Annotated in this window: 16 protein-coding genes and 2 riboswitches; of the genes, 3 read left to right on the top strand and 13 right to left on the bottom strand. The window is 67.8% G+C overall.

What is annotated here, in order from left to right:
• Positions 1 to 26: 26 nt before the first annotated feature.
• From D477_RS07290 to D477_RS07245, 10 genes are all read right to left on the bottom strand, one after another.
• Complete coding sequence (locus D477_RS07290) at positions 27 to 1,904, bottom strand: ABC transporter ATP-binding protein (protein ID WP_005268370.1); 1,878 nt, start codon at positions 1,902 to 1,904, stop codon at positions 27 to 29.
• 119 nt (positions 1,905 to 2,023) lie between these two features.
• Positions 2,024 to 4,333, bottom strand: coding sequence for an FdhF/YdeP family oxidoreductase (locus D477_RS07285; RefSeq protein ID WP_005268369.1), 2,310 nt, complete (start codon positions 4,331 to 4,333; stop codon positions 2,024 to 2,026).
• A gap of 19 nt (positions 4,334 to 4,352) precedes the next feature.
• Positions 4,353 to 5,204, bottom strand: a complete 852-nt coding sequence (fdhD, locus tag D477_RS07280; RefSeq protein ID WP_005268368.1) for a formate dehydrogenase accessory sulfurtransferase FdhD — start codon at positions 5,202 to 5,204, stop codon at positions 4,353 to 4,355.
• A 24-nt stretch (positions 5,205 to 5,228) separates the two neighbouring features.
• Positions 5,229 to 6,428 carry a molybdopterin molybdotransferase MoeA gene (locus D477_RS07275; protein WP_005268367.1) on the bottom strand — a complete coding sequence of 400 codons (1,200 nt, stop codon included), beginning with the start codon at positions 6,426 to 6,428 and terminating at the stop codon, positions 5,229 to 5,231.
• Positions 6,425 to 6,724, bottom strand: coding sequence for a DUF6457 domain-containing protein (locus D477_RS07270; RefSeq protein ID WP_005268366.1), 300 nt, complete (start codon positions 6,722 to 6,724; stop codon positions 6,425 to 6,427). Before D477_RS07270 ends, D477_RS07275 begins: the two co-directional genes overlap by 4 nt.
• A 54-nt stretch (positions 6,725 to 6,778) precedes the next feature.
• Positions 6,779 to 7,444, bottom strand: coding sequence for a molybdenum cofactor guanylyltransferase (mobA, locus tag D477_RS07265; RefSeq protein ID WP_005268365.1), 666 nt, complete (start codon positions 7,442 to 7,444; stop codon positions 6,779 to 6,781).
• Complete coding sequence (locus D477_RS07260) at positions 7,444 to 7,944, bottom strand: HNH endonuclease (RefSeq protein ID WP_005268364.1); 501 nt, start codon at positions 7,942 to 7,944, stop codon at positions 7,444 to 7,446. Before D477_RS07260 ends, mobA begins: the two co-directional genes overlap by 1 nt.
• Before the next feature lie 276 nt (positions 7,945 to 8,220).
• A complete protein-coding gene (locus D477_RS07255) occupies positions 8,221 to 8,994 on the bottom strand; it encodes a C40 family peptidase (protein ID WP_043846058.1) in 774 nt (257 codons plus the stop codon).
• 2 nt (positions 8,995 to 8,996) lie between these two features.
• Positions 8,997 to 9,169: riboswitch (cyclic di-AMP (ydaO/yuaA leader) on the bottom strand.
• 348 nt (positions 9,170 to 9,517) lie between these two features.
• Positions 9,518 to 10,009 carry a M23 family metallopeptidase gene (locus tag D477_RS07250; protein WP_237740730.1) on the bottom strand — a complete coding sequence of 164 codons (492 nt, stop codon included), beginning with the start codon at positions 10,007 to 10,009 and terminating at the stop codon, positions 9,518 to 9,520.
• A gap of 304 nt (positions 10,010 to 10,313) precedes the next feature.
• A riboswitch (cyclic di-AMP (ydaO/yuaA leader) is annotated at positions 10,314 to 10,534 on the bottom strand.
• A 111-nt stretch (positions 10,535 to 10,645) separates the two neighbouring features.
• Positions 10,646 to 11,341, bottom strand: coding sequence for a metal-dependent transcriptional regulator (locus tag D477_RS07245; RefSeq protein WP_005268361.1), 696 nt, complete (start codon positions 11,339 to 11,341; stop codon positions 10,646 to 10,648).
• A 259-nt stretch (positions 11,342 to 11,600) separates the two neighbouring features.
• Here D477_RS07245 and serC point away from each other — a divergent pair, with 259 nt between their 5' ends.
• Entirely contained in the window at positions 11,601 to 12,734 is a 1,134-nt protein-coding gene (gene serC / locus D477_RS07240) for a phosphoserine transaminase (RefSeq protein WP_005268360.1), read from the top strand.
• Between the two features lie 104 nt (positions 12,735 to 12,838).
• On the opposite strand, the gene D477_RS07235 is transcribed toward serC, so the two are convergent.
• The 3 genes from D477_RS07235 to D477_RS07225 are packed head-to-tail and all read right to left on the bottom strand — an operon-like array spanning position 12,839 to position 15,204.
• The gene (locus D477_RS07235; protein WP_005268359.1) at positions 12,839 to 14,098 is read right to left on the bottom strand and encodes an MFS transporter; all 1,260 of its coding nucleotides are present in this window, start codon (positions 14,096 to 14,098) and stop codon (positions 12,839 to 12,841) included.
• A gap of 51 nt (positions 14,099 to 14,149) precedes the next feature.
• A complete protein-coding gene (locus tag D477_RS07230; RefSeq protein ID WP_005268358.1) occupies positions 14,150 to 14,803 on the bottom strand; it encodes a DUF3027 domain-containing protein in 654 nt (217 codons plus the stop codon).
• Between the two features lie 17 nt (positions 14,804 to 14,820).
• Positions 14,821 to 15,204, bottom strand: a complete 384-nt coding sequence (locus D477_RS07225) for a cold-shock protein (protein WP_005268357.1) — start codon at positions 15,202 to 15,204, stop codon at positions 14,821 to 14,823.
• A 195-nt stretch (positions 15,205 to 15,399) separates the two neighbouring features.
• On the opposite strand from D477_RS07225, the gene D477_RS07220 reads away from it, so the two are divergent.
• On the top strand, positions 15,400 to 15,654 hold the full coding sequence (locus D477_RS07220; protein WP_005268356.1) for a hypothetical protein: 255 nt from the start codon (positions 15,400 to 15,402) through the stop codon (positions 15,652 to 15,654).
• A 72-nt stretch (positions 15,655 to 15,726) separates the two neighbouring features.
• Positions 15,727 to 17,901, top strand: a 2,175-nt coding sequence (locus D477_RS07215; RefSeq protein ID WP_005268355.1) for a helicase-associated domain-containing protein, incomplete at its 3' end; no start/stop codon positions are given.

Below are 17,901 nucleotides of genomic sequence, written 5' to 3'. Positions count from 1 at the left end.
TTTTCCGTGCAGCCGCAGCCTGCCAGCTACCGCACCGGCGCCTCTTCGGTCTGGAACTGAGTGCGGTACAGCTCGGCGTACCGGCCGCCCTGGGCGAGCAGTTCGGGATGGGTGCCCTGTTCGATGATCCGGCCCGCTTCGACCACGAGGATCTTGTCCGCGGAGCGGATGGTGGACAGCCGGTGGGCAATAACGACGGCGGTGCGTCCGGCGAGTGCCTCCGTCAGGGCTGCCTGCACCGCGGCTTCGTTGGTTGAGTCCAGCGCGGCCGTTGCCTCGTCCAGGATCACGACCCGCGGCTGGGCGATCAGCAGCCGGGCGATGGTCATCCGCTGGCGTTCGCCGCCCGAGAGCCGGTAGCCGCGTTCCCCCACCATTGTGTCCAATCCGTCCGGGAGGCTGCGGACCAGCTGTTCCAGCCTCGCGCGCCGCAGCACTTCCCACAGCTCCTCATCTGTGGCTTCCGGCCGGGCAAGGGCGAGGTTTGCCCTGATCGTGTCATGGAAGAGGTGGCCGTCCTGGGTGACCATCCCGATCGTCCCGCGCAGCGCGTCGAAGCTGAGGTCCCGGATGTCGCGGCCGGAGAGCTCGACGGCACCGGCATCGACGTCGTAAAGCCGCGCCAGCAGCGAAGCGATGGTGGACTTGCCGGCTCCGGAGGATCCCACCAGCGCCACCGTCTGCCCCGGTTCCACACGGAAATCGATGCCGTGCAGGACGTCCTCGCCGCCGCGGGAGTCCAGGACCGCCACTTCCTCCAGCGAGGCCAGCGACACCTTGTCGGCCGAGGGGTAGGCGAAGGACACGTCCCGGAATTCCACCGTGACCGGGCCCTCGGGGACGGCAACAGCGTCCGGCTTCTCCTTGATCAGCGGGTCCAGGTCCAGCACTTCGAAAACCCGCTCGAAGCTGACCAGGGCGCTGGCGATCTCCACCCGGGCGTTGGCCAGCCCGGTCAGCGGCGCGTACAGCCGGGTCAGCAGGAGCGCCAGGACGACGACGTCGCCGGCATCCAGCTGGCCGACAATGGCATAGAAGCCGCCGAGGCCGTAGACCAGGGCCAACGCCAGAGCCGAGACCAAGGTCAGCGCCGTGACGAAGGTCCACTGCAGCACCGCCGACTTCACGCCGATATTGCGCACCCGCTCGGCGCGCAGCTTGAACTCGCGGGATTCGTCCGCAGGCCGGCCGAAAAGCTTGACCAGGGTGGCGCCCGGAGCGGAGAAGCGCTCGGTCATCTGGGTGCTCATCGCCGAATTGTGGTTAGCGGCCTCGCGCCGCATTTCCGCCAGCCGCGAGCCCATCCGCCGGGCCGGCAGGAGGAAGACCGGCAGCATGATGAGCGCCAGGACCGTAACCTGCCACGAGGTGGTGAGCATGACGATCAGTGTCAGCACCAGGGAGACGAAGTTGCTCACCACTCCGGACAGGGTGCCGGCGAACGCCCGCTGGGCGCCAATCACGTCATTGTTCAGCCGGCTCACCAGCGCGCCGGTCCGGGTCCGGGTGAAGAAAGCGATCGGCATCTTCTGGACATGGTCGAATACGGCCGTACGCAGGTCGAGGATCACGTCCTCGCCGAGGCTGGAGGAAATCCAGCGGGTGACCATGCTCAAGCCGGCGTCCGCAAGCGCCACTGCTGCGATGACCACGGCCAGCCACACCACGGTGCGCACGTCGGAGCCGGCAACAATGGCGTCCACGACCTGCCCGGCGAGCACCGGCGTCGCAACGGCGAGCGCAGCGGTGACGATGGACATGGCCACGAAAAAGACCAGTTTGCCCTTGTACGGCGCCGCGAACGCGAGGGTCCGCTTGACGGTCTCCTTGGAGAAGCCGTGCTTGGACTTATCGGTATGCGAGAGCCGGTAGAGCGAACTCCATGCGGCGCCTTCCATGGACATTTCGGCTCCTTACGATGGTTCTGCTACTCAAGCCTAGAACCATCCGCGGCCTCCTGCTGTTCCGGCTCCGTCCCGCTGTCAGCTACGGGCGGAACCGGAAGGCGCGGCCGGCGCCGCGGTCAGCTCAGCTGCACCTCCTCATGCGGCTCGAAGCGCACGGTCATCGCTTTGAATCCCGGAGTATTGGACTCGCGGGCCACCAGGTCGCGGTGGACCAGCGCGTTGGCCTCCGGGAAGTAGGCTGCGGCACAGCCCCGGGCCGTCGGGTAGGAGACCAGCCGGAACTTCTCCGCGCGGCGTTCCACGCCCTTGAAGGTGCTGACGACGTCGACCAGTTCCCGGTCGGCGAAGCCGAGCTCGCGGAGGTCCTCCGGGTGCACCAGCACCACGCGGCGTCCGTTGGAGATCCCGCGGTAGCGGTCGTCCAGGCCGTAGAAGGTCGTGTTGTACTGGTCATGGCTGCGCAGGGTCTGCAGGATCAGGTGGCCCTGCGGAGCCTCCAGGTATTCCAGCGGGCTGACCGAGAACCGGGCGCGGCCGATGTCCGTCGCGAAGGACCGGGTGTCCCGCGGCGGATTCGGCAGCACGAAGCCGTTCTTGTTGCGGATCCGCGTGTTGAAGTCCTCGAACCCGGGCAGCACGCGGGAAATATGGTCGCGGATGACGTCGTAGTCCTCGGCCATGGCCCGCCAGTCCACCGGGTGGTCGTCCCCGAAGGTCGCCTGCGCCATCCGGGCGATGATCACCGGTTCGGCCAGCAAATGGTCGCTCACCGGTTCCAGCCGGCCCTGGGTTGACCGCACGACGGACATCGAGTCTTCCACGGACAGGAACTGGGCGCCCTTCGGGTGCTTGTCGTCCCGGTCGGTACGGCCCAGCGTCGGCAGGATCAGCGAGGTCTTCCCGTGCACCACGTGCGAGCGGTTCGGCTTAGTGGAGACGTGCACCGTGAGTCCGGCCTTCTTCATCCCGGCTTCCAGCGTCTCGGTCTCCGAGTTGGCGAGTGCGAAGTTCCCGCCCATCGAGACGAAAACGTCCACGTTGCCCTCGGCGAACGCGTCCAAGGCCTCGGTGGAGTCCACGCCGTGCTCGCGCGGGGAGACGATGCCGAATTCCTTGTCCAAGGCTTCCAGCAGCCACTCCTTGGGCTTCTCCCAAATCCCCATGGTCCGGTCACCTTGGACGTTGGAGTGTCCGCGGACGGGGCAGGCGCCGGCGCCGGGCTTGCCGAAGTTGCCCTGCAGCAGCAGCAGGTTGATGATCTCGCGCAGCGTATCCACCGAGTGCGGCTGCTGGGTCAGGCCGAGGGCCCAGCAGATGATGGTGGCCTTGGATTTGGCGAGCATGCCGGCGACCGTCGCGATCTCCAGCCGGGAGAGCCCGGTCGCGCGCTCCGTCTCCTCCCAGTCGATGTGCTTGCGGGCCTCGACGTACTCCTCGAAGCCGTCCGTCTGGGCGTCGATGAAGGCCTTGTCGATGACCGACCCCGGGACACGCTCCTCCTCTTCGAGCAGCAAGTGGCCCAGCGCCTGGAACAGTGCCAAGTCCCCGCCGACCTTGATCTGCAGGAACTCGTCGGCGATCGGGGTGCCGCCGCGCAGCAGGCCATCAACGGACTGCGGGTCCTTGAAGCCCATCAGGCCGGTTTCCGGCAATGGGTTCACAGCAACAATCTTTCCGCCGTTGTCCTTGCACTCCTTCAGCGCGGAGAGCATTCGCGGATGGTTCGTGCCCGGGTTCTGGCCGACCACGAAGATCAGTTCGGCGTGGTGGATGTCCTCCAGCGACACCGTGCCTTTGCCGATGCCGATGGTCGGGTTCAGCGCCGAACCTGAGGACTCATGGCACATGTTGGAGCAGTCGGGCAGGTTGTTGGTGCCCAGCGAGCGGGCAAACAACTGGTACATGAATGCGGTTTCATTGGCCGTCCGCCCGGACGTGTAGAACACGCAGCGGTCCGGCGTCGAGGCGCGGATATGCTCGCCGATGAGGTTGAAGGCGTCAGTCCAGGAGATGGGCGAATAGTGCGTCTCGCCCTCGCGGATGACCACCGGTTCGGTGATCCGGCCCTGGTTGCCGAGCCAGTATTCCGTCTTGGTTTCCAGCTCCGCAATGGAATGCCGGGCCCAGAATTCCGGGGTCACCGTGCGCAGGGTGTTCTCTTCGGCGACGGCCTTGGCGCCGTTCTCGCAGAACTCCGCCGGCTTGCGTGCTCCGGTAATGGATTCCGGCCAGGCACAGCCCGGGCAGTCGAAGCCTCCGCGCTGGTTGATCCGCAGCATCGACCGTGCCGTGCGGGCTACGCCGCCTTGCGCAATCCCCCGGTCCAGGGCCACCATGACGGCCTCGACGCCGGCCGCGGCCGACTTGGGACCATGGACTTCGAGCTTGTTCTCATTGATGTCTTCTACGGGTGCAGGGCGAACCATGCACCTAATGTAGCCCGCCTCACACGGAAAGTTCGACTCCGGCTGCAAGCCGCTCCGGATGGGCGTAAACATTGACGGTTTCGCCGCGGCTGAAGCCCGCCAGCGTCAGGCCCGCTTCCTCGGCCAGTTCCACCGCCAGGGACGAGGGCGCGCTGACCGCGGCCAGCACCGGGATGCCTGCCAGATAGGCCTTCTGCACCAGCTCGAACGAGGCGCGGCCGGACACCTGCAGCACGGTGGAGCGCAGCGGCAGCTTCCCCTCGCGCAGGGCCCAGCCAATGACCTTGTCCACGGCGTTGTGCCGCCCGACGTCCTCGCGCAGGCACAGCAGTTCGCCGTCGAAAGTAAACAGTCCGGCTGCGTGCACGCCCCCGGTCCGCTCGAACACCTGCTGGCGGCGGCGCAGCTTGTCCGGCAAGGCCAGCAGCGTCTCCAGGGCCAGCGCGCCGGTTTCCGGCGGCGCCTCCAAGTCGAAATGTGAACTCTTTGTGACGGCGTCGATGGAGGCGGTGCCGCAGATGCCGCAGGAGCTGGATGTATAGACGTGCCGCTCCAGTGAAGTGTCGGGCAGCGGCACGCCGGGGGCCAACTGCGCCTCCACGACGTTGTAGGTCTGGCGGCCATGTTCGTCCTCGCCGGCGCAGAATCGCATGGCGCCGAGCTGCTCCGGTGCCCACACCACGCCCTCGGACACCAGGAAGCCCGCGACCAGGTCGAAATCGTCCCCGGGGGTGCGCATCGTGACGCTGAACGGCCTGCCGCCGAGCCGTATCTCCAGCGGCTCCTCCGCCGCCATGATGTCTTCCCGCCTGCGCGGCGGTCCGGCCAAACTGAGTTTGAGCACCTTCCGGCGCTGTGTCACGCGTCCCATATATTCCTCCGCATCCAGCCTAAGTCACCACGGCAGGGGCAAGGTAGCCACCAGTTCTCCCGGCCGGGCGCCTTGAGGGGGAATGACGACGACGCCGGAGGCCGCTGCCAGCCCGCGCATCATCGCCGAGCCGACATGCTCGGCGGGAACCGCGCCGTGCCCGTCCAGGGCGTATGGAACCAGCCGGTGCCTGCCTTCGAGCGGAGCGAACCGGCTTCCCGCCGCGACGCCGCCCAGCTCGGGCATGGCCCTGCCGGTCAGTCCGGCCAGCAGCGGTGCGCCCAAGGTCAGCAGCGCCATCATGGCAGCCAGCGGATTGCCGGGAAGCCCGATGACCAGCCGGCCGCCGGGCAGCTGCGCCAGCAGTGCCGGATGGCCCGGACGCATCCGGATGGACGGCACCAGGATCCGAGCACCGGCGGCCTGGAGCGCCGAGCGCAGGTGGTCGGCCCTCGAGTGGCCGGTGCCGCCGGTGGTCACGATGACGGAAGCTTTGCTGCCTTCGATCGCCTCGCGGGTTGCCTCGAAATCGTCCGGCAGCCGGTGCGGGGGCGAAGGCTGGCCGCCCAGGGCTGCGACGATGGCCGGCAGCGTGGGGCCGAAGGTGTCGCGGACCTGGCCGGGAGCGGGCAGGCCGCCGGTCACCACCTCGTCGCCGGTCAGCAGGAGGCCGACCGCCGGGGCACGGTAGACCGGCAGGCTGTCGTAGCCGCACACTGCCGCCACGGCCACGTGCGCCGGGGTCAGGCGGGTACCTGCGGGCACGACCGTATCGCCGGCGGCCGCTTCCTCCCCCGCAGGCCGGATATGGCGGCCCGCCGGTGGTTCCTCGGCCGGCACGCCAGGCGCGCGGCGCAGCTGCTGCTGTCCGTCAGCCTGCTCGACGACGCCGTATTCGCTGCGGAGCACGGCGACGGTGCCCTCGGGGATCAGTCCGCCCGTGACCACCGGCGCTGCTTCGCTGGCTGCCAGAGCGCTCCCCGGCGGTTTCAGCTGCCACGGCTCGGTGCCGGCCAGGACCCACCCGTCCATGGCGGACGAGGCGTAGTGCGGCACCGGGAGCTGCGCGGTGATGGGTTCGGCCAGTACCAGGCCGAGGCACTGCTCCAACGGCGCGGACGAGGCGGTCCAACCCGCGGTGCCGGCTGCAAGGGCCTCGCGGCCGGCGGACCACGCCGTTTCCCTGGCGTCTGTCCAGGCGAAGGAGTCCGGTTCGAGGCTCACGCCGGTGCGGATTCGGCCGGATTGCCCGAGGCGCCGTACCGCCGGGCCACTGTGTCTGCCACCCGGCTCGCCAACCGCATGGCGGTTTCCGCCGAAGCTTGTCCGGACGCCACCGCAAGCCCGGCAGCGTAGCCCACGATGAAAGTCGTCACCGGAGCGGCCGGACGCACTACGCTGTGGGCCGCGACGCCGGCCAAGCCGAGCACCGAGCCGAGGTCCACCGGGGTGTCCTCGATCTCCAGGGCAGCCAGCAGTTCTGCGACAAACGGTTCAAGCTGTTCTTCGGCGCCGGGCATCCGATCCTCCGATGTTCTCCCCGGACCTCGGGGCTGGGCAATATCTAGATCAGGCTACGGCGCAGGACGCGGGATACCAAAGTGGTCCGCGTCCGCCCACGTATCCACGTCATCCGTGGCGCCCGCCTGCAGTTCGAACCGGGCGGTGGCCAGTCCTGCGAGAAGCTTCCGAACCGGCAGGCCCTCCAGCTCTGCCGCAGTGAAACCGGCCAGCGCCCGTTCCAGGGCGGCGCTGTCCGCGCAGCTGGCCAGCGGCTGGGCCCGCCCGCCGGAGTCGACCGGGAGCCACAGCTCGGCAGTCTCTTCAGCCGCCACGGCTGACAGCAGCTGCTGCGGCAGTTGCGCGGCTCGCGGCATATCGCACGCCAGTATTAAGGTGAGATCCGCACGGCCAGGCAGCGCACCGCCGTCGTCCACGGCTCCGCTTACCGCGCCCAGGGCCCGGAAGCCTGCGGCGATGCCCGCTGCAGGCCCGGCGAACGGCGGCTCTTCGCGGGTCAGCAGGATCTCCGGGACGCCTCCGGAACGGTCATTGAAGTGCCGGATTTCGTCCGCTAACTCGGCGGGGCCGACCACGGCGATGCGGTGTGCCAGCCGGACGGCTTCGAGCGTGCGCCGCAACAGGGACTGCCCCTCCAGCCGCAGCAGCGCTTTGGGAGAACCGGCCAGGCGCGAGGACCTGCCGCCGGCGAGGACGACGGCGTCGAATTCCCTGCGCATCAGGCCGCCGGATTGCGGTCCAGGAACTCGCTCCAGGCCGGTGCCGGCCGGTCGAGTTCACGGATGCGCCAGTGTGTTCCGTGCGGGGCGCGCGGGACAATCCGCAGGTGCCAGCCCAGCTGGCCCAGAGTCCGGTCCCCCTTCGCATTGTTGCAGCGCAGGCAGCAGGCCACGAGGTTCTCCCAACTGTCCTCGCCGCCGCGGGATCGGGGTTTCACATGGTCCACGGTGTTGGCGGTCTTGCCGCAGTAGGCGCACAAATAGCCGTCGCGCCGCAGCACGCCGCGCCGTGTCACAGCGGTGTCCTGGCGGTAGGGGATCTTGATGTAGCGGTTGAGCAGGATCACGGACGGGCGCCCCAGGATGTCATTGGGGCCAACCACAGGATCGCCGTCCTCAGCGATGACGCTTGCTTTGCCAGTGAGCACAAGGAGCAGCGCCCGGCGGAAGGTCACTACCGCCAGCGGCTCGTATCCAGCGTTCAGAACGAGTGTGCGCATTGCACATTCCTGTTCGTTCGACCACGTCCGGTCGGCGGGACCGCTTGCTTCTCCCGGCCATGGTGATTCGTCACTGACAAGAGTTAGAGTATGCGCAACCCACAGCACTGCGCTAATTCTTTTACCTGCTTGTTTGTCGCGTGGCCGGGCGGGCAGCAGGTTAAACCTTGCGGCAGTGTTAACGCCGACGGGCGCCGCACTAATGGAGTGCGGCGCCCGAAGGAAGTCCGGGACGTGCTCCGCGAAGGAGAGCAGCCCGTTCCTGAAGTTGTGCGCTTAGGCGCTGGGGCGGATGAAGACCGGGCCCGAGCCGATGTAGGCATCGGCGAGGGCGGTGGTGTATCCGGTCCAGCCGCCGTGGATGGCTTGGCCGTTGCCCACGTAGATTGCGATGTGGGGAACGCCGGCTCCGGCGTTGTCGTAGTAGATCATGTCGCCGGGCTGCGGGGTGGATACCTGGGTGCCGTAGGCGAAGAACTGAGCCGGGGCAAGGTCGCCCACGGAGATGCCGGCGGCACGCAGGGCGTTCTCAACCAGGGCGGTGCAGTCCTGGGAGACGCCGATCTGGCTGTAGGCGGAGGCGACCAGCGCCGCGCCGATGCCGCTGGCGGCGACGTCGGCCTTGGCTTCTGCCTTCGGCTTGGGGGCCTCGGCGGCTTCCTTGGCCGGAGCAGCGGGGGCCTCTTCGACGGGTGCTACCTCTTCGGAGACAGCCTCGACGACGGGCTCCGGCTCTTCAACCGGGGCGGCGGTGGAGCTGATGCTCGGGCGGTCGAACTCGAGGTCAGCCGCATCGGAAGCCTGCACGGCTTCGACCTGGATGCGGGACGGGGCTGCTGCGGCAGCCTGGACGGAAGCGTCGCGCTGGACCATGGTGGCCTGTGCCGGGACACCAACCGTCAGCACAAGACCGGATGCGGCGGCGATGACGGCAGCCTGGCGGCCTACCGATCCGGCGTTCGAAGAAACAGCCTTGGAGATCGTCTCCAGGGGGCTGGTACGCACGGGAACGGCACGATGGCGGCCCGTGACAGCAGTGTTCTTAGACACGATCTATACCTCTCCCATGCCTGCGAGGTGAGCTGTCGGGTTCGGATGGGAGTCATCCGGCCATGGGAATTCCGGCGAATACCGGGAATTCCCAAAACTTAACCCCAAGGATTTCGATTGAAACCCGTAAGTGGTTCCCCCGCCCCTGCCATGCGAAGTTGTGCGAACGGACCCCGGACAGCGGCAGAGCTCGGCAATCCATCCGGAGGAGCCAAATCATCTCTGCGATTTGGCACGGGTTCGACGATATACGATTCATCGCCGTAAGTCACATTCAGATCACGGCGTGGCGACGGAATGATCACGACGGATCTTCTTCCAGCCCGGAACGATTCACCAATGGCGCGGAATTTCATTCACTGCACCATGAATTGTGATTCTCGCCACAGTGGAACCGGGCGGTAAGTGCTCACCCCAAATAGTCCCCAGGGACATGCCGGAGGGTGCGGCAAATGCCATTCAAAACGCCCGGAATGCAGCGGTCAAACCAACCAAGCTGCTCGAAAAAGCAAAACGAAAAGGCCTAGAGCCAGCCCTTCGGGTCAACCATGTCGCCATTCACGACAACTTCGAAATGGAGGTGGCAGCCGGTCGAATTTCCGGTCGTGCCACTCTGGGCCAACAGATCACCGCGGAGAACCTTGTCGCCGACCTTGGCGCTGATGCTGGTGAGGTGGTTGTAGGTGGTCTCCAGGCCGTTGCCGTGGTCCACCACAACCCGATTGCCGTAGCCGCCGGCCCAACCGGCTTCTTTCACGGTGCCGCCGGCCGAGGAGTAGACCGGAGTGCCGCAGGCCGCTCCATAGTCCTGCCCGGTGTGCATTTCGCGGGCATAGCCGGTCACCGGGTTAACGCGGAACCCAAAGGGAGAAGTCATTTTCATGTCTTCCATCGGCGAGGACAGCGTTCCTTCACTGCCTATCGGCTTGGCGTCTTCCCCCGCCGCGACCATGACTTGTTCAAGCTTGGTGTCAGGATCGAAACTGCTGCTCAGACCGGTGCGCTGGAACTGCATTTCGACCTCGGCCGCGGCAGTAACCGGCTGTGCTGGATTCACCGCAGCACCGGCTCCGGCAGCGACCGGACCGGGGTCGATTTGTTCGGCATTCCCTGCCGTCGTGGGCAGCAGGACTGTCAGCGCCATTCCCGAAACGGCGGCGGCGATCGCTGCCTTGTGGCCTGCGCCGCGTACGAACGCGGAAACCGGCGATGGGGCAACCTCCGCACGGCGGCGGCCGGTCGTTGCGGTGCGCGGCCGCCGGGCTGCGGCGGGAGCAGCTGAACGGCGCCGTCCCGTTGGTCTGTTTTCTGACAACGATCTTCCCTCTCCTGGAAGCCTGCGAAGTTAGCTGTCGGGTTCGAGTAGAAGAAAACTCGGCCACGCACATGGCATGCGGCATCACCGTGGCAAGACAGTTGATGCCGAATCCAAGCGAGGCTTCACCCCAAAGGCAGCTGAACGGTGCTGCCGGTTGGTGGGTCCTCCGCCCCTGTCGGGTCCAAACGCCGATCCGCCGACAGGGTTCGGCTGCGGACCAGGTAACGCCAATGCATCGGCGCCAAGCACCAACTATAGGGCCAAAGGGCCTAAAGTGATAAATCCGTTATCCACGCCTGTGGATAACGGATTTAATCGTTTTCGTCGGTGCGTTCAGCTCATGGACACGAAGATGTGCGCGGCGACTTCGGGCGGCAGCTCGAGGGCTCCTTCGATGCCGGGCACCCGCACGGAAATATAGTCCCCCACGGTGGCGAGCTGGAGCTGGGCCCCCGGTTTGAGGCCGCCTTCCTCCAACTGCAGCAGCAGTTCCGGATCGACTTGGATCGGCTCGGCCAGCCGCACGATGGCGACCTGCTTGTCCGGCGCATACCCGCGCATCGCCTCGGTGAGGTTCACCACGCCGCTGGCGAATTCCCCGGCCGGCTCGCCGCCCAGCGCTTCAAGTCCCGGGATCGGATTGCCGTAGGGCGATTCCTTTGGCTTGCCGAGCAGCTCGTAGAGGCGCTGCTCCACACGTTCGCTCATCACGTGTTCCCAGCGGCAGGCTTCATCGTGGACGTACGGCCAATCGAGCCCGATCACGTCCGACAACAACCGTTCCGCCAACCGGTGCTTGCGCATGACCTCCACCGCGCGCCGGCGGCCGTGCTCGGTCAGCTCCAAATGGCGGTCTTCCGAAACCACAACCAGCCCGTCGCGTTCCATCCGGCCGATGGTCTGCGAAACGGTCGGACCGGAATGGCGGAGCCGTTCGGCGATGCGCGCGCGCAGCGCAACGATGTTCTCCTCCTCCAGCTCGAGAATCGTCCGCAGATACATCTCGGTGGTATCGATGAGGTCAGTCACTTAGTTTCTTGCTCCTCGGCGCAGGTGGCGGGAATCCGCTGCTCAAGCCGACGCACCGGCGTCGTTGTCCCACGTCAAGGTTAGCCTGTTTGACCGAATGCGGATAAATGGCGTCCGGCCCCCTCCGCGCGTCCGCTGACGTTCCGAAATGCGGAATCCGCGCCCGCCAGCTAACGGGGCTGCAGGAGCGTACGGCAGAATGTAGGAGGTTCGAATGGCGAACTGCACAGAACTCCATAGCCTGCCAGGAAGAGTCCAGATGAGCGACAACCAGTCCATAAGCATCCCCGCAGAACTGCTGCCCCGGGACGGGCGCTTCGGTGCCGGTCCGTCGAAGGTCAGGTCCGAGCAGATCGATGCCGTGGTGCAGGCGGGCCGGTCGCTGCTGGGGACCTCCCATCGCCAGGCCCCGGTCAAGAACCTCGTCGGCAACGTGCGCAACGGGCTGCGGGAATTCTTCCAGGCGCCCGACGGCTATGAAGTAGTCCTCGGCGTCGGCGGCGCGACCGCGTTCTGGGACGTGGCGACCTTCGGCCTGGTCGAGAACAAGGCGCAGCATCTGTCGTTCGGCGAATTCAGCTCGAAGTTCGCCGCCGCCACCAACAAGGCGCCGTTCCTCGCCGAGTCCTCCATCATCAAGTCCGAGCCCGGTTCGCGCCCGGATCCGAAGGCCGAAGCCGGCGTCGATGTCTATGCCTGGGCGCAGAACGAAACCTCCACCGGCGTTGCGGCCCCGGTGAAGCGGGTGGCCGGTGCGGACGAGGGCGCCCTCGTCCTGATCGACGCCACCTCAGCTGCCGGCGGTCTGGACGTGGACGTGGCAGAAAGCGACGTCTACTACTTCTCGCCGCAGAAGAACTTCGCCTCGGACGGCGGCATCTGGCTGGGGCTGTTCTCCCCCGCCGCCCTTGAGCGCGCCGCCCGTATCGGCGCTTCGGACCGGTGGGTGCCGGACTTCCTGAGCCTGACTACGGCGATCGACAATTCGCTGAAGAACCAGACCTACAACACGCCGGCGCTGACCACGCTGGTCACGCTGAACAGCCAAATCGAATGGCTCAACAGCAACGGCGGCCTCAAGTTCGCCGCCGCCCGCACCGCGGATTCCGCTGGCCGGGTCTACGATTGGGCCGAGGCCTCGAAGCTGGCCACCCCCTACGTCGCCAACCCCGACCACCGCTCCAACGTGATCGCCACCGTCGACTTCGATGATTCCGTTGATGCTGCCGCCGTGGCCAAGGTACTGCGCACCAACGGCGTGGTGGACGTGGAGCCCTACCGCAAGCTCGGCCGCAACCAGCTGCGCATCGCCACCTTCGTCGCCATCGAGCCCGAAGATGTCAGCGCGCTGCTCAAGTGCATCGACTATGTGGTGGAGCAGCTCAACGGCTGAACCACCGAATCCTGATGGCTGGGGCGTTCCGGAAACGGGCGCCCCAGCCCCTTTAACGGCAGCTGGAGCTGGGCGCGCGATGCCTTCGCGCCCAGCTGGAAATGTCAGTGGCGCTCGGACAGGTAGACGATCCGCAGCCTCCGCTTGGGCATCCGGTCGAACTGGAAGCGCAACTGCTTGGCCCGCCAGGCCCAAGCCAGCCCGACCACGGCAGCCACCACCCCGGAAATCGCGGCAACCCCCAGCCCCCACCGTGCACCGAAAGCGTTGGACACCAGCCCGACGAACGGCGCACCCAGCGGCGTGCCGCCCATGAAGATCGCCATGTAGAGGGCCATCACCCGGCCGCGCATCACTGGGTCCGTAGTGGTCTGGACGTAGGCGTTCGCGCTGGTCATGATGGTCAGCGACGACACCCCTACCGGCACCAGGAACAGGCCGAACAGCCAGGCATTGGGCGCGAGCGCCGCCGCAGTGCAGGCTACGGCGAAAGCCGCCGAGGCGCCGAAAATGAAACGCAGCCGCGGCCGCTCCCGCCGGGCCGCGAGGAGCGCCCCCAGCACCGAGCCCACGGCCATCACCGAGGAAAGCAGGCCGAAATCGCCGGCATGCCCGCCGAATTCCTCCCGCGCCATGCCGGCAATATAGATCGCGAAGTTAAGCCCGAAGGTGCCGATGATGAAGATCGCCGCCATGACCACGACCAGGTCCGGCCGGAACCGCACATAGCGGAAGCCTTCGCGGATCATGCCCTTGCCCTTCGCCGCCCGCGGCAGGTCGCGCAGTTCGCTGGAGCGGATGGCCAGCAACGCCGCGATCGTGGCGGCGAAGGTCGCAGCGTTGATCAGGAAGACCCAACCGGGCCCAACCGCCACGGTCAGCACGCCGGCCACGGCCGGACCGACCATCCGCGCGAGATTGAAGGACGTGCTGTTCAGCGCCACCGCGTTCGGGAGGAAATCGTCACGCACCAGCTCCGAAACGAAGGTCTGCCGGGCCGGCGCATCCACCGAGGAGACCACCCCGAGCGCCAGCGCGAAGGCGTAGACATGCCACAGCGCCACGACGTCCGTAATGACCATGAGGCCCAGGCCAAGGCCCAGCAGCGCCATCGACAGCTGCGTGACCATCAGCACTTTCCGCCGGTCGAAGCGGTCCGCGATCAGCCCGGCCCACGGGGCCATCACCAGCTGGGGCCCGAGCTGCAGCGCCATCACGATGCCCATCGCAGCGGCGTCCTGCTCGGTCAGGATGTCGAAGACCAGCCAGTCCTGCGCCGTCCGCTGCATCCAGGTCCCGATGTTGGACACCACGGCGCCCAGGAACCAGATCCGGTAATTGAAGAACCGCAGGGAGCGGAACATCGCGCTCACTTTCCCTACCTTCCTGCGGGTCTCAACGGAAACGGCAGGGTGTCAGCCCTGTGCCTCCGTGTCCTCGCCAATAACGACGGCGGAGCTTGCCTCCGCATTCTCGCCGTCCTCGGGTTCTGTCTCGGCAGGGCCTGTTAATCCGGCAGCACCAGGCACGTCCTCGGCCGGCGCTTCATCCTCGGTCGGCCCAGCCTCGGCATCAGCGCCCGACTGCGCAGCTTCGCCGGACCCGGCGGATTCGGTTGCTTCGGCCTCGTCACGCCCGGCCTCGGAGCCTTCCGTTGCTTCGGGCCCGGCGGACTCTGCCGCTTCCGCCTCGGCAGCGGCGGCTTCCTCCGGCCGGACGCGTTCGGCCCACGGCACCCAGTCCGGCGCCAGCAAAGAGGTCTCCGAAGGCAGCAAGCCCACTTCGCACACAGTCACGTGCTTGCTGCGCGGGACTCGGGCCAGCGAGGCGAACCACTGCCAGCCGCCGTAGCCGGGGACGTTGGCTTCGAAGCGGTGGATGACCATGCGTTCAGCTTCGGCCACCGCGCTGATGTGCGCGCCGACCTGTTCGGCTGGGGCGATTTCCAGCACGCCTTGGCGGGCACGCTCCACGGCCTCGGCCAGCACCGCGTCCAGCTTCGGCGCACGCTTGTAGACGCGCCGCTTGGCCGCAGGCGCGCCGCTCGTTTCCGCTTCCGGACTGGTCAAGACCTCTCCCGTCCGGCCTAGGCGTCCAGGTCGTCGGCAACCCGCCGCAGCACGGCAGCGACCTTGGTCGCGTGCGCCTTGTCGGGATACCGGCCCTTACGCAGCCCGTTGGAAATGCCGTCCAGCAGCTTGATCAGGTCCTCGGTGATGATGGCCATGTCCTCGGCGGGCTTGCGCGTGGCCTTGGCTACCGACGGCTTGGCATCGATAATCCGCACCGAGAGCGCCTGCGCGCCGCGGCGGCCTTCGGCAATGCCGAACTCCATCCGGGTTCCGGCCTTGACCTCTTTGACCCCGGTGGGCAGTGCCGAAGCATGCAGGAAAACTTCCTGGCCTTCATCCGTGGCCAGGAAGCCGAATCCCTTCTCAGTGTCGAACCACTTCACCTTGCCGATAGGCACTTCTGCTACCTCGTTCTACGATTTCGTGCACCGGTTTCCAGCCCGGCGCTGCCTGCGTGTTCCATCCGGTCCGGCCGCCGGCGCAAGCTGGCGCCGGCCCGCGGACAGACGGGAAGTCTGTATCTAGATTAGCCTGTCCGGCCATCCCCTTCGGCGACTTTTGCCGGCATCTTGTCCGCTGTTAGCGTTATCGTCATGTCCGGCCATGTTCCTGCCCCGCTGCCTGAGGGCAATTCCGAGGCCAGCAAGCTGCTGGTCACCGTGGTCCTGCTGGCCGCAGTGGTTTCCGCCGCAGGCCTGATCAGCCTGGCGGTCATCCTGGTCGGAGCTCTCTTCGGTGCCGAAATGTGGCCTGGGTTCGTCGGCATCGCCTGGGTCGGCTTCCCGATCGCCTTCCTGCTGATGGGCGCCATGATCGTGCGCAACATCCGCCGGCGCCGCCGCCTCTGATCCTCGCCTCGGCGCCGCAAGCCTCTGCCCCCGCCGCCGCGGCGCAGTGACGGTGCGGGTACCGTTAATACGGTGTCCTCCATCCGCGCGCTGGCCGATGATCTGGCTGCCCGCAGCGACGACGAGCTGCGGGCTCTCTTCGCTGCCCGGCCGGACCTTTGCCTGCCGCCGGTCCCGGACTTCTCCGCCCTCGCCGCACGCGCCTGCACGCGCGTGAGCCTCCAGCGGGCGCTGGAAAAACTCTCCCGGCCAGAGCTGGAACTGATGGAAACAGTGGTCCTGGCCTCCGACGTCGACCGCGGTACAGCCGTGGACGCGCAGGGCCTGGCGCCCCTGCTGGTGCCAGTGGCCCGCAGTCCCCGGTCACCCGCGCCTCTCCTGCAGCGGCTGCATGCGCTGGGCCTGCTGGTGCGCCGGGACGGCCAGCCACCTGCCGCTGAACCCGCGGAGAACAACGACGGCGGTACCCGCCTTCCTGCCTATCTTCCGCTCGCGGGTCTGGTCGAGGTCCTGGGCCCCTATCCGGCCGGAATGGGCCGCACCCACCGGACGCTGGCGGGACTGAACCCGCAGACTGGCAGCCGGCTCGCCGCCGTGGCCGACTCGCTGCGGCGCGCAGGCCATGCCCTGCCGGCCCCGACTGGTAATGAACCGGACGCTGACATGCCCTCGGCGGCTGCACCTGCGGAGGATGGCAAAGCCATTGCTGCCCGGGCAGCGGCTGGCCAGGCCGCGGCGTCTGCGGAGCATGGGCAGGCCGCCGCTGCCGCGATCGAACACTGGCTCGGCCAGCCAGGCGTCTGGTCGACGTTGCTCGCCGCGGCTCCGGCGAAGACGCCCGAACTGCTGGAACGGTTCCGGTCTTCTCCGGTCGGGGCCGTGCCGCAAGCGATGCGGACGGTGGACGCCGCCGCACCGGACCTGCAGCCGGTGCCGTGGCTGCTGGCGCACGGCCTGCTCGTGCCGCTCGACGAAACCCATGTGGAACTGCCGCGTGCTGTCGGGCTGCTGCTGCGCGGCGGCGCCGTCGCAAACCCTTGGCACACCCACCCGCCGGAGGCTGCAGGCCCCGCCGATATGCGCCCTGTGCGGCCCGCTATCCGGGACAACGCGGCTTTCGCGGCGGTGGCGGAAACGCTGCGCCTGGTCGCCGAGCTGCTCGCTGTGGCCGCGGACGCACCGGTGGCCACGCTGCGGGCCGGCGGCGTCGGCGTTCGGGAAGTGAAACGCGTTGCCGACGCGCTGCACGTCGATGCCGCGGACGCCGGATGGCTGCTGGAGCTCACGGCCGCCGCCGGGCTGCTGGTGCTGGATGTGGACACCTCGCGCTGGACCGTGCACGGGGCCGAGGCCTATGCCGCACTGGACCGCCCGTTGCAGTGGCAGCTCCTGGCAACAGCGTGGCTGGAGCTGGGCCGGGCGCCCGCGCTGGTTGCCAGCGGACCGGGCAGCACCCCGGGCTCCGCTTCGGCCGGCGCGGCCGGACCGCCTCCTGGTGCCGGACGAGCCGCCAGCAGCAACACACCGATCAACGTGCTGGCAGCCGAAGCTTCCCGTCCCGACGCTCCCGCTGTCCGTCGGCGGCTGCTGGCCGCCCTGGCCGAGCTGGCGGCGCCGCCTTCCGCGCCCGAACCGGCCGCCGGGACCGTTCCGGCGCCCTCCGCCGGGTTCGTCATCGCCTACCTTAGCTGGCAGTCGCCCCGGCTGCAGCGCCGGTTCGAACGGCTGGTACCGGGCATGCTGGAGGAGGCCGCCAGGCTCGGCCTGCTTGGTTCCGGGGCACTGACCGAGCTCGGCCTGCTGCTCGCCGAGGATCCGGCGGCGGCCGCAGCGGTCCTCGACGAGAAGCTTCCGGCCCCGCTGTCCCACTTCATGCTGCAGGCCGACCTGACGGCGGTGGCGCCCGGGTACCTGGAGCCCTCGGTGGCCCGGGAACTGCAGCTGCTCTCGAACGCGGAGGGCCGGGGCCCGGCGGCGGTCCACCGGTTCTCCGCCGACTCCATCCGCACAGCCCTGGACGCCGGCCGGGATGCCGCCGCCATCCTTGACTTCCTCACCCGCCACTCGGCCACCGGCGTCCCGCAGCCGCTGCGCTACCTGGTGGAGGACACCGCCGCCCGGCACGGAACCGTCCGGGTCGGCTCAGCCGTGTCCTACCTGCGCAGCGAGGACGCCGAACTGCTCGACGATCTGCTGGCCGACCCGCGTGCCGCCGGCCTGGGACTGCGGCGCCTGGCGCCCACGGTG

The organism is Arthrobacter crystallopoietes BAB-32, assembly GCF_000328305.2.
In the GTDB taxonomy this organism is placed as follows: Bacteria; Actinomycetota; Actinomycetes; order Actinomycetales; family Micrococcaceae; genus Crystallibacter; species Crystallibacter crystallopoietes_A.
The sequence above is the reverse complement of the archived record's forward strand: the minus strand, read 5'-3'. Positions and strand labels throughout refer to the sequence as shown.